Genomic DNA, 12,883 nt, shown 5'->3' with positions numbered 1-12,883 from the left:
ATAAATACTATTTTAATCATTTTTTTATCAAAAAAACATTTAAAATAAAACTAATAATAGCAAATAACGCTATTTTATAGTATTAAAAGTAAATAGTTCTAATAGAAATGATGCTTATGATACGGTAATTTAACATAGAAAAAGCTCCTTTTCGCGGAGCTTTTTTGTTATCTAATTTTTCTTACACGTTTTTTACGTCAAATTACAAATAATACAAACGCTGTCACGAATGCAACTGTGCCGCCCACTGAATAACTTACTTTTTTAATAAAGACTTTTTTCGCTATTTCTTCGGGGTCTTCGCCAATGTCTGGTAAGTCATCATTTACTGGTTTTGTGTTAGTGTTAGTGATGTTTACTTTACCGTTATTTTCACTAATATTTTCGATAGGTTCAATTAAAAATGCTTTAGTTTTTACTTTGGCATTTGGATCGAAAATTTCACGAATAAGTTTGTGTAACTTATGACGATTAATTGCATATTGCGTTTCGTTCAATTGGTAAGCATTTGTCATTTTTGCTTTAATATCGGCAATAATTTGTGCTTCTAACTTACTTAAAACATTTTCATCATAAGTTAAGTCAAAATTTACAATGCTTAAGTCAATAAGAAATTGATTATTATCAATTGGTTTTTGATTTAAAGTGTTAGTGATAGTAACTTTTCCTTGATTTTGTCCAAAAGGTTCATTAGGTTTAATGAAAAATTCCTTAGTGATAGTTACTGGCAATTCTGCATCATCGGGTGTAAGCTCATTTACTAATAAAGCAATTAAACCCTTACTAATTGGAATATAAGCTTTTGTTTCAATACCTTTTTCATTTAAGGTTTTAACAATTTCATTATAGATAGCGTTAGTTAATTTTGCTCTGTCATTTTCGGCATAAGTTAACTTAAGATCAATTTCGGAAAGGTCGGTGTAAGTTTTGTCATAGTGGCCGTGATATTGCACGGCAAAACGATTGCTATTTTTCACTTTCGAATTAGTACGGCCTTGAAATTCGATGTTAAAGTTAGCTGGCATATTTTGTTGTGATGCTTGCACTAAAGCGTTTTGTAACTGATTAAAGTTAGTATAAACTATGTCATTAATATCAAAGTAATTAAGGCCGGTGGTGTCCAAAATATGTGTATTTAAGTATGTTTTTAAAATTTCTGTATTTAAAGTGGAAACATTATATTTGGCATTAATGTCTAATGCCGGGAAACTAACTTTGCTTAAGTCATAGATGGTGTTAATTACTGGTAAGGTGATTCTGCACAATGTTTTGCCAAAATTAGCTTCTGTTTCCTTTTCTTCTAAGCTTAAGTCTTCACTGCGGGCGTTAGCATCGCGAATGTTTGCTTCGGGTTCATTTAAGATTGCTTTAATACGCTCTAAAGTGTCTGGGACTATGCGATAGTCTCGTTCGTAAACTAAATGCGGCATTTGTTGTGCTAAAACTCATTTAATTCTTGCTTCGATTTGGTCTTGGCTTACACCAATTAAGTTAATTGTAAAAATGTCAATGTCGGCAAAAATACCGGTTGCGCCTGAACCAAATAAGTCATAACTAATGGTTGTGTGCAATTCTTGATTTATTAATTGCTTCTTAAGTGCAATAGCACTTGGTTTTAATTCTGCCTTTAAGGTAATATTTACGCTTTGGGATTCGTCATTTTTAGTAATTGTTAGATTTTCAAAATTGATATGTTCATAGCTGCGGCGAGAAAGGTTTTTTAGTCATAACCGTTTCGGTTCTTTATTATTAAAAGTTTTAATAAAGCTTTTCACATTATATTTTGGCGCTTCAATTGTTCTGATGTATTCATCGTCAAATTCTAAATAAATAATGTCGGGGTCGGTGTCAATATTTTCCTCATCTTCATTGCCAATATTGCTATCGGTAAAAATAATAGGGAAATTAACACGGTTGGCAATTAACTGATACTTAAGGTTGGGATTAGTCACAATTAAGTCTAAAATTACATTATTTTTACGATAATTGTCAATTGTAAAGCTTTGAATTGCTATTTTATCTTTATGCGCAAAGTCGGCAAAGATATCTTTTGCTAAAGTATTTAAATTGCCTTCATATTTAGCTTTAAATTCATTTCTTGAATATAAATTATCTAAATTGTGATTAAATAGCGGACGAATTCAAACGCGGTCGTTTTCGTTATTTTTAGTTTGTTCTTCTGTATATTGTAAAAATTTCTGAAAATAAACTAAACATTGCTCATAACTTAGGGTTTTTAATTGGTATTCAACTTTTAGTACATTTTTTAAATATGCAAAGAACTTTTTGCCAATTTCTGATTCAAATAATGGCTGCACTTGTTTTGATTTAATGTTATCGGTGAATGATGAACCTATAAGATTTTGGTTCTTTTCATCGTCTCTTTCTTGAATTAAAACGAATTTAAAGGAACTAATAGTGTCTTCGCCTCTACTAACAAATAAGTAAATGCCATTTTGAGAAAAGAATTCATCATTTGATGAAATAAGAAAACTATTTTCATCGCTTGGTATTTTTACTATTCGAGAGTCGTCATTTATTCATTTTTTGGCATAGTCTAAATATAATTCGGTTGAATTATTGATTGAAATTTCATTTAATTTATAAATTTCTATTTCTTTTGTGTCACCGCCATAAACAAAACTACCACCTTTTCCAATTACGGTCGCTTCGGCGATAACTCCTGCTCACTCTGTTTGTGGTGTGTCCACTTTTTTATTATTAAAAATAAATTTTGAACCATATGGTAAACCCGTTTTTTTCATATAAAGTAATTGGCTGGAATTGTGAGCTTTCCCGATATAAGTTGCGTGAAGTAAATTGTTTTTTAGTCGTAAAAATGAGTTATTTAGTGGCTTATCAATATATAAATTTGTTTTGAACCAAATTAATTGTTTTTTAGTTCCAGTTAAAGGATCGATTGTTTCATCATAGTTTGGGTTCTTTAGTGCCGCACCATTTCCATCGCGTTTCACTTCACCGTTTTCGTCTACGAGATAGCGTGATATAAGATTTTTCTGATCAGGATTTTTGTCTGGATTCCAACCAAATCATTTAATATCAACTTTAAATGGTTTAGGTTTATATATTATTGTTTTTCTTGTGATACTTTCCAGGTCTTGAGGAAAGTTTCTTGAACCATTAACATATTTTCTAACTTCCAAAACATATTTGCTTTCTTTTCCAATTTTATCTTTATCTTTTTCGGCTAGGTCAACAAAGAAAATATTGTTGTAAACTTCTGCTTGAACACCATTTACATACAAAACAAAATTATCGTTTTTTGCAGTAAATTTAACTGAAACAGGTGAATATACCTTGTATGTTCCATTATCTAACAATAGATAACTATGATTTGTTTTTTCGTCTGTAATTGTTTCTGCTTTTTTAGGAATTTCTATAACTTTAGGTAATTCTTTTGCTATTTTAATATCGCTTTTGTCGTAAAAATTTGCATAAGGTCCATAAATTATTTCAAACGAATTCGCTATATCTACTATAATGCCTGCGTTATTGGTTTGAAATGCAATAGTTTTTTCCCTTGTTTCAATTGTTGTTGAGTTAGTTTTTTCTTTCAAATATAAGTAAATATTGTTTGCGCTATTTTCTTTTTGCGCAAAAACGACTTCAAAAAAATTGTATTGTGTATTCAAATTTTTAATGTGTTTCTCTAATTTTGTGAGATTGTTTTCTAAACCAAATTGGGCTAATTCTTTTTTTTCATTTTCTGTTTTTTTCGTATTCAAATTTCCGCCTGTATCACTAAATAAACTAATGTCTGCATTCATTTCACTTTTTATACGAAAATATTCTTCTCCTTTTGCATTTCTTTTGAATTTTAAAGGAAAGTTTTTTACTAAATCTATTGATCCGACAGAATATCAGTCACTACCGGGTTCGTTGTCTCGTGTTTCTTTTTTTATTTTTAAATTAACTGTATTGTCAGAGTTTTTTTCAATTACTAACTCTCTGCGTATGTTTTTACCTTCACTTAAAGTTAAATTCTCTTTTCATTTACTAATTCATTTGTTAAAAATCTCTTCGTTAGTTGGTTCGTTAGCAAATTGAATGGGTAAATTTCAATTTCTTGTTGAAATGTTTCCACCTAAAAAACTTTCAAATTTAGAATTGTTTGCTATTAGTTCATTTTTCAATTTTCGGTAATTTTCAACAAAAGAATCAAGGTGGTTCTTGGTGCTTGTTGTATATTTTCAAAAAAGTTCTATTTTTACCAATTCAAGATCTTTAACATTATAAGTATGTGATAAAGGAACAAATTCTATATACGGTTCTGATTTATTTTGTAAGGTTAAAAAAAGTTATTCCTGTTTCGATTTTTTCTGCATTTCGTACCGTATTTTGTCATTCTTGATTTTCAAATAAAAAAGCGTAAACACTAGCTAATACTCTAACATTCCACGCTGTGGTAACAAAATGAGGCGCGCCTCAAGTGTTTGATAGTGTAAGAATTTTGACATCTCTCTCTAAAAATGTTAAATTTTCCAAATTTTGAAAAATATTTTTTATTCTTTGAATTTTTTGATCATAATCTAATTCTCCGACATTGACATCTTTTTCAAGAATATATGTGAATTTTGGAAAAACTATATTTTTCTCGCTTAAAGGAAAAGGTTCTGCTTTTAATATTTTTGCTGTATCACTATTTAAACTTTTGTATCTAACATTAAATTGATTCGAATTTTCAAAGTTATAAATGTTTTTGTAATCATAAGCTGGCGCGTCTTCACCGACTGCATAAGCGGTTTCACCGTTTGAACTATTTACAAACACTCAAATTTTTCCATCTTTAGGTTTTCAGTCACCTCCTCCAATTTTTTCGTCACTAGTTGATTGTGTCAAACCTTCAATTCGTTTTTCTCAAACTTCTTCTCTTTTTAATTTTCAAAATTCATAGTCATTCACCGTTTTTTCTTCGTCAGCTCAAATCGTGCGGTTTTGTTGATTTCCAGTATCTAAAAAATTAGCGGACAAAAAAAACGGAACAAAAGCAGCGCTTGGTGTTAATTTTAAAAAAGTCATAAATTTGTGTTTTTTCATTTATCTCCTTAAAATGACAAAACACAAAAAGCAAACATTTTTTATGTCTGCCACTTGAAGTTTTAATAACGGTACTTAAATTTTACCATTTTTTTAAATTGAATACAAAATTTTAATTTTTGTATTATCACTAATTTTTAATAAAATTTCAAAAACTTTTTGGTTTTTATTGTAAGTTAATTTTTCTATGTTTTGAGAGAAATTGTCTGGTAAGGTAAAATTGAACTTTGTTTCTAAGAATTTTTTTAATAAAACATATTTTTTACTATTTTCTAAACTTGAAAAAATTTTTGCAATATTTTTAATTTCAAATTTGCTTTTTAAAGTTTCAAAATTATATTTTGAAATTTGTTCTTCTTCTTTACTTCCCAAGTATTTTATATCGAGAATATTTGATAAAGTTTCATATCAAAATTCATCTGGTTTTTCAGAAAAATCGTTTATTTTTTCTAATTCTTCAAAATCATTTTCCGAAAAAATTCATGTTTCTGTTTTTAAATCCAAATATCAAGAAAAATTTGTTTCAGGCAATAATTTCAAAATAGAAGACTTTACTTCTTTTGTGCCATATTTTTCGACATATTCATTTTCATAATTTTTATTTAATGAAAAAGTAAATTTTAATAATGTATCATTAATTTTTTGTAAATTTGTTAATTTAAAAACACGATAAAACTTATAAGTATTTGCTCCTTCTGTTACTACATAGGGAAAGTTATAGTAACTAAACAATTTTGAACTTTCATTATATTTTCTTCAAATTGAGTCATATTCCATAATTTTGTGAGTAATTGAGTCATTTGTAAAAAAATAAATTCTATATTTTTTTAAAAATTCTTCTTTTTTTTCTAAAGTTAAAAACTCATTTCAATTAGTTTTAAAAATTTGAATTATTTTTTTGAAACTATCTATTTTTTGTAAGTCTAGTGTTTCTTCTGAAGGAGCATCATTTACTGACAATTCAAATCAATATTCATTAAAGATTTTTTTATAATTTTTTTCTCAGTTACTTACCAATTCCTTTTTAGCGTTTTTGTTTTTCCAAAACTCAAAAGCTGGAATCTCAATATCTTTCAACTCAATATTCTTTTTTTTGAGTTTTTCTTTTACAACCGGAGTTTCGTCGTATTCGTCTTTTCATCTCTCTAACATTTCATTATAACCAGATACTTCGCGTATTCGAATCGATGCTGTTTTGTCTAAGTTTTCGGAACCATATAAATAGTTTGTATCTCAGAATAATGAATACGGTTTAAAAGAAACGAATTTTTTGTGTATTGTGATTATTTGGTTATTATCCGCGTCTACTTCAACAGTTGGTTTTAAGTTTGTTTCAGTTTTTTCTTCTGTTTCGTTTTCATTTAAATTTTCATCACTATTATTCGTATCTAAAGTACCGGTATGATTATTTTCTGTTTCGTTTCCAGTTGTGTTTGTTTCATTGTTATTTAAGGTGTTTGTGTTTTCATTGCTTTTACCGCAAGAAACTGCAAGTAAAGGCAAAGCGCTTATTAGTGTTAAGGGAGTACTAAATAAGGTTCATTTTAGTTTCTTTTTCATTCTTTCTCCTTTTTGTTTTGTGTTGTTCCTTTTTTTAATATTTTTTATTAATGTGTAAAAATTTTTAGTTTTTTGCACATTTTACGCATTAAACTATCAATAACTTAATTATATTTAAGAAAATGCGGCTTTTTTTTTTTTTTTTTTTTTTTTTTTTTTTTTTTTTTTTTTTTTTTTGTATGAAAAAAGCAAATTTCAAAATTGAAACTGCTTTTAGTAATTGTTATGAATTAGTATTGAAATTGCCCTGTTTGAAGAGCAATTTCATTTCGAAGTCATTATAGTAAATTTCGGCTTGAATTTTACTATAGGCGTGGAGTGAAATTAGTGCATTACCAATATCACTATCACTAAGAAACGCCCTGGTGCTTTGGTTTAAACCGCCAGTGTCTTTAAATAGTTCATTAACAGCATTAAGGTCGTTTTGGCGCAAACCAAAAATGAATGAATACTGGCAATTTTGTAAAATGGCTTCGGCTTTTTTGCTTTTTGTTTCGGTAGCTAAAAAGTCGGAAGGATTCTGGGTGCAAAGGAGCATTCCGGCTTGAAATTTCCGCACCGTTTTCGTCATTAAGTACACAAAGTCAAGCGTTGTTTGGTTCTGTGTATTAATGTATTGGTGTAATTCATCAATTACTAATAAGGTGTTTTTGTTCTTATCAATAATTCAATTACTATAAATTTTATTTTGAATAAAAGAAAGCAAAGTATAAAGTCCCAGGGCGGCATCGATGTTGCCGCTGCCGACTAAATATTGGGTGTTAAAAACAATAAAGTCATTGTTTAAGTCAATGTTAGTTTGGCCATTATACATTTTGGCAAATTTACCATTCTTAGTAAAAAGATATTCGAAAGTATCAATGATAGCTAACTTTTTCAATTTTTTGCGGCGCTGGTCGATACCTTCAGGAAAAGTTAAAGTTTTTAGTTTAGCAATTAAGTCACTTAAAATTGGAAACTTAAAGTTGGCGAATTCATCTATTTTTAAGGCATAAACGCCTTGTTCTTCATACAATTCCTTCACGCATTGCGAAATAATCATAATTTGTTCGGTGTCAAATTCATTATTAGCTAACTGAAAGAAGCCTTCTAACCAAATGATATGTTTATTAATAATAGTATTTAAGTCAATTTTCTCACTATCATTATCATAGAATTGAATTTTCACTTGTAAAGGGTTGATAGTGGTGTTTTTGCCGGCGCCTAAGTCAATTAAAGAACCACCAAATTCTAACGCTAAATTTTGGTACTCATTTTGTAAATCTAAAACATAAACGCGGTTGTTTTCACTAAGAGTGTTCAAAATTCATTTGCCGACAAAGGTGCTTTTGCCTTTGCCGCTTGAACCTAAAACATAGCCATTATAGTTAGTTCTGCGGACGTTGCCTTTAAAGAAATTATTGATAATTAAAGGTTCCCCGGAGGTTTTAGAAAAACCAATTAAATTAGTATTATGGTCGTTATTAACTTCGTTTTCTAAAGCTCAACCATTAGTAAAATTCTGGGTTGTGATTTGAATAGAGTCTTTTAAGAAACGATTATTAAAAATTTGGAACTGCGCAAAAGCTTCGAATTGGCGATAGTATAACGGTGTTAGTTGGATCTTCGCACGTCTTGCATTCTTTTTAATTTCGTTCATTTTGACCTTTAATTCTTTTAAATTGTCGGCTTGGGAAAGCAATAAGAACTTCATATTCAATAAAGCATTACCTTGGAGTTGCATTTGCGTTTCAATGTGTTCAACTGCTTCCATTTCTAAATTCATTTTCTTTTGTTCATAGCGTGATTTGTGGGTGTCGGCATTAATTTCCAAATTGCGCATGCTGCGGTCTAATAACCTCGCTTTGCCTTCTTCGGCAACAAAGTCATTATTGATATTAATAATTGCTTCGTTATCTAATAACGGGTCTCACCAGGCTTGCGCTAATTGCACTGGGAGTTCATTCACCATTTGCAAAGCGTAATATTTGTTATCGGCATAAAAATATCACTTTTTGAAAATTACTTTGTCAAAAGCTAAAAAACTTTGGAGTGATTCATACTCTTTGGCTTTGTCGGCCTGCATTTGTTTATGTTCTTTTAACGCCTTATTTGGCGTTAAAGCTTGTTTTGTGCTTAATTTCGCCTTAATGCGGGCTAACTTAGCTTCTTTTCGGCGTGAAACTAAACGTTCACGCTCATAGACTTTTTCGCCCTTAGCGGCTTTTGCTAATTCAATTTTGTTTTGATAGTCTAAAAATTCTAAAATTTCTTTGTCACTGCGCGGTTTTAAATTATGCTGCGCTAAAAAGGCCACTAAGTTTTGGTCTTGCAACACTTCGGCTTCCATATTCAAATTTAAAAAGTAATTTTTGGTTTGTTCTAATTGCAATTCTAACTCGCTAATAGAATTGGCGTGCACAACTATAAAATAGCTGTCAACATAAAGTCCCATATCTAATTTGTTATAGTCATCTAAGCGGTAAGCATAATAATCATTGTAATTATCAATAACGCTTTCGCCTTGAAACCAAAAGATACCATTCTGGTCGTCTCATTCCCTGGCAATGTTTTTAATTTTCCGGTTTTGGTGTTTTAAAAGTTTCGTTTTGTTAGTTGCATAGTCTAACAAAGTCCGGTGGCGAATTAAATTAAAACTTTCACTCTGGGCGTCAAAAAAGTCGGTGATGCGGTTTAAAAAGGTGTTTTGTTCGCTTTCGTCCAGTTCCCAGGGACTTTTGGCTTGGAGTGCTAACACGCCAAAGAAACGGCGTTTGGTGCCAAAAGCGCCTTTGTAATATTCCACATACTTACCGTGGCGAAAGTCACTATAAACTACTAAATGCTTTGCTGTGCCGTTCGTTTTTAAATATTTTTTGCGGTTAAGCATATATTTTAGAGCAATTCACAACACCTTATACAAACGAGCATTGTAATTATTAACTCAAATTAAAGTAAAAGATAACAAAATTCACACACCAAGCAAAACTAAGCCTTTGTAATTTTTGTTAAGTTCCTTTGGCAAAGCAAAAAAAGCAACGATAAAACCAATTAACATAAAAAGCACAAACATTCCAAAGTCGACTAAAGTAAAGTTCCGTCAGATGCGTAAGGCATTATTACTTAATTTTTTTGGTTGTAATTGCATAATTAAAATTCAAAAATTTCGAATAAGTTCTTACATACTTTGGGTTGTCGGCTTGGTAATTTTGTGTTTGTGCCTATATTATAGATGTCAAAGCGTTCGATGGCGGGGTCGATATGGCTGCTATAAGTTGTATTTAAATATTCAAGGCGATTTGTTAAAGTCTGAAAGCGGGGCGCAAACATATCTCAAATTTGGACTTTTGCTTTGGGTGCAATTTGCTTACGCTTATTGATTTCATCGTCATTTAAAGCAATTCAATTTTTGAAAGTCTGTTGGTCAATACGATAAACTAAGTCGTGCAAAAGGTGATATTTAAGGCGTCCGTGCTGGACGGTAAGGGCGTAAAAGCTCGCTTGTGGCGTACGGGGCATTACTAAAGGTACAAAGTAAAAATTGTGTTTATTTTTATCTTGCGCAATAATAAGTACATTGTGGCGATAGTTAGTTTTTTCATAGGTGGTACTTTCTCAAAAGTCACTTTTAAGTGGCAAAATTTTGAATAAGTAAGTTGTTTGGTTTGGCGGTCTAAACATTTGCTGCTTCCTTGTTGTTATTTTTAGCTGCTTCTCGTTGCTCTCGCGCTAATTTTCGCTGCGCACGCGCTAATTTTCGTTGCTCTCGCGCTATGACTTCGTTAATTTCTTCAATAAGAAGTAATTCATTCTTTTCTGAATTTCTTAAATGATAAATTAAAAGGTTTCTCTTTGCGACTGCATCCGTGGTGTCTGCAAAACGTCGTCAATTTGCGTATTCAATGGTTATGATTTTGTGTCTAAATCAGTTATATTCTTCGTTGTTGAGTTGGCGTAAAGGTTCTAACGCTGCTCTTGCTTTAGCGTAACTAAAGTCTGAAATTTTAATGTCTGAAAATTTAATATCTGAAAAATTAATGTTTGAAAAATCCATAAGTTCCCTTTCTGACTATTTTTGTCTTGATAATGCAAAATAAAGCGTTTGTTAGCTTCGGCAAAAGTGTTGCCAAAAGGTTTAGTTAAGTCGAAACGTTTGCTGCTTCCTTGTTGTTGTTTTTAGCTGCTTCTCGCTTCTGTCGCGTTAAGACTTTGTTAATTTCTTCAATAAGCAATAATTCTTTCTTTTGCAAAAATAAAGGTTTTCCGTTTTGGTATCAACCCATGCGCTCTGCTAAGACTTGAGTTTTGTCTTCTATGGTTAAGATTTTGTGTCTAAGCCGGTTGTATTCTTTGTTGTTGAGTTGGCGTAAAGGTTCTAATGCTGCTCTTGCTTTAGTTAAATTTAAGTGTGAAAATTCCATAAATTCTCTTTCTAACTATTTTTGTCTTGACAATGCAAAATAAGGCATTTGTTAGCTGCAACAAAAGCGTTGCCAAAAGGTTTAGTTAAGTCGAAACATTGACGATACTGGCGGTTGGTGTGGGGGTTGATGCTTTGTTCTAAACCGTTAATTAAGCTGTGAATATAAAGGTTGTTGGTATTACGGCGTAAGTAAGGAATGTAATGCTTTTGAATAAAAGGTAACATTTGGACAATTTTGTCACCGTGCACTAAACGATACTTAGAGAGTAATTGGTGCTTGTGGCGTTTGATGAAACTAAGGAAGGTGTCGAGTTTATGGTGCAAGTTAGCATTAATTAACAAACTATAAGCCATCGTGGTTAGAAAAAGTCATTTGTTAGTATTAAGTTTGCATTCTAACTGCTCACTTAAAAAGCGAAAAATATCGCGGTAGAGTCAATGTTTGAGTTCATAAGTCAAAAAACTTTGGCACAAACTTGCTAACACGGCTGCATCAATTGTCGTGTCTAACACAAAATTTTTGCCGGTTTTATCGCTTGGTTGCAAACTCACAAACGCATCACGATTTAACTTTGTTAATTGGTCGTAAAGTAAAATGTTTTGGTCGCTTACCTTGCAAAGAAAAAAGCTATCGCATAGGTATTTACGAAAAGTGGCGGGTGTAAAAATTTGCTTGGCTGCGCACTCCTTTTGCTCTTGGTTAGTTGCATTTTTTCCCAAAAAATTCCCATTTTGAACAATTTGCTTGCTTGCGGGTTTCAATAGTTGTGTGGTGCCGGTGGTTAAGTCAATGGTGAAAGTTTGGTTGGCATCGTAATTAGCATTAAGAAAATGTGCACTAACCTTTAAAATAGCGTCGTTTTTACCTTTGGGGTTAAAAACGTCGTGCAAAAGTTGTTTTGCCTGTGGCACAGTGAAAATAGCGTACGTATTTAAAAAATTAAGAAAGGAGGGTTGTTGTGCGGTCTTTAATTCAGCATCAAAAGCAATTAGAAAAGTGGTTGTTAATGGATTCATTTGCGGTTCCTTGTTTGGTGAATACATCTAAAAAATAGGTCTAAACAAAAAATTTGTGTGATGATAAACACAAAATTCGTGCTCTTAAGGTGGAATAGTGTGTAAGTTTAAAATTGTCTGCATAGTTCCTTTGTATTTAAATGTTAGGTTTAGTGGCTTGTTGGGCGGCGTTAGCCTTAGCTAACGCTTGCTTTAAACGCTCGCGCATTGATTGGGTTTTATTTGCCTGTCCGCGTTGCATTAGTTGTTGCGGTTTGAATGCTTGATTTCGTTTCATTAGGGTTTTTTGGTTGCGTTGTAAGACCGGTTTGGTACCTGGTTTAGCTTTAGTGGTTTTAGTTGCTTTCGGACTTTTAAGGACTTTAAATGACGCAGCTTTGGCTTTCAAATTCGCCACGTTCTTACGCACGGAAATTTCTTCGCCGATTAAGTTAGCTACAATGGAGGTAAACGATAAACACGCAAAGCAACTGCCGATGGTGATTAAAGCTAAAAAGACAATTTTGACTACTCAATATAAATTTAAAGTGTTTAAAAAATCAACTGCCATTTCGACAACAAAGCCAAAAATAATTAAGCTTAGTAACATCGAATAAATAACAATGTTTTTCGACCAAAACTTACGGTTTCACTTTTTGATACTTAAACCATCATCTAATAACGAACCAGCTGCCGAAAACGGCGCGACAAAGAATAAAATCACCAGGTGAAAAATAAATTCCACCAGACGAATAAAGCTCATTATCACCGCGTAAGCGGCACCAATAATTAAGATGTAACCGCTAATGTTTGTTTTGACACCATCACCGGAATTCATCGCGTTAAAAACGTTTTTTGTAATTCAAA

General features: G+C 31.5%; 9 protein-coding genes. All 9 read right to left on the bottom strand.

Annotated features, from left to right (window positions below; all coding sequences use genetic code 4):
• Positions 1–167: 167 nt before the first annotated feature.
• The 9 genes from EXC55_RS03145 to EXC55_RS03105 all read right to left on the bottom strand — a co-directional run bounded on the left by EXC55_RS03145 (position 168) and on the right by EXC55_RS03105 (position 12,854).
• Positions 168–4,154 carry an Mbov_0399 family ICE element protein gene (locus EXC55_RS03145; protein WP_129623214.1) on the bottom strand — a complete coding sequence of 1,329 codons (3,987 nt, stop codon included), beginning with the start codon at positions 4,152–4,154 and terminating at the stop codon, positions 168–170.
• A 142-nt stretch (positions 4,155–4,296) separates the two neighbouring features.
• Positions 4,297–5,058: a hypothetical protein gene (locus tag EXC55_RS03140; protein WP_129623213.1), complete on the bottom strand. Its 762-nt coding sequence runs from the start codon at positions 5,056–5,058 to the stop codon at positions 4,297–4,299.
• A gap of 93 nt (positions 5,059–5,151) precedes the next feature.
• Positions 5,152–6,618 (bottom strand): hypothetical protein, encoded by a 1,467-nt coding sequence (locus tag EXC55_RS03135; RefSeq protein WP_129623212.1) that lies wholly within the window; start codon positions 6,616–6,618, stop codon positions 5,152–5,154.
• Between the two features lie 223 nt (positions 6,619–6,841).
• Entirely contained in the window at positions 6,842–9,745 is a 2,904-nt protein-coding gene (locus tag EXC55_RS03130; protein ID WP_129623211.1) for an Mbov_0397 family ICE element conjugal transfer ATPase, read from the bottom strand.
• Positions 9,746–9,747: 2 nt separating this feature from the next.
• Positions 9,748–10,278 carry a hypothetical protein gene (locus EXC55_RS03125; protein ID WP_129623210.1) on the bottom strand — a complete coding sequence of 177 codons (531 nt, stop codon included), beginning with the start codon at positions 10,276–10,278 and terminating at the stop codon, positions 9,748–9,750.
• Positions 10,271–10,651, bottom strand: coding sequence for a hypothetical protein (locus EXC55_RS03120; RefSeq protein WP_129623209.1), 381 nt, complete (start codon positions 10,649–10,651; stop codon positions 10,271–10,273). The genes EXC55_RS03125 and EXC55_RS03120 overlap by 8 nt, the downstream gene beginning before the upstream one ends.
• An 85-nt stretch (positions 10,652–10,736) precedes the next feature.
• A complete protein-coding gene (locus EXC55_RS03115; RefSeq protein ID WP_129623208.1) occupies positions 10,737–11,018 on the bottom strand; it encodes a hypothetical protein in 282 nt (93 codons plus the stop codon).
• Positions 11,019–11,029: 11 nt separating this feature from the next.
• Positions 11,030–12,037: a hypothetical protein gene (locus EXC55_RS03110; RefSeq protein ID WP_129623207.1), complete on the bottom strand. Its 1,008-nt coding sequence runs from the start codon at positions 12,035–12,037 to the stop codon at positions 11,030–11,032.
• Between the two features lie 136 nt (positions 12,038–12,173).
• Positions 12,174–12,854, bottom strand: a complete 681-nt coding sequence (locus EXC55_RS03105; protein ID WP_129623206.1) for an Mbov_0396 family ICE element transmembrane protein — start codon at positions 12,852–12,854, stop codon at positions 12,174–12,176.
• Positions 12,855–12,883 lie beyond the last annotated feature (29 nt).

Origin of the sequence: Mycoplasmopsis columbinasalis, assembly GCF_900660705.1 — a bacterium.
GTDB classification, from domain to species: domain Bacteria; phylum Bacillota_I; class Bacilli_A; order Mycoplasmatales; family Metamycoplasmataceae; genus Mycoplasmopsis; species Mycoplasmopsis columbinasalis.
The sequence above is the reverse complement of the archived record's forward strand: the minus strand, read 5'-3'. Positions and strand labels throughout refer to the sequence as shown.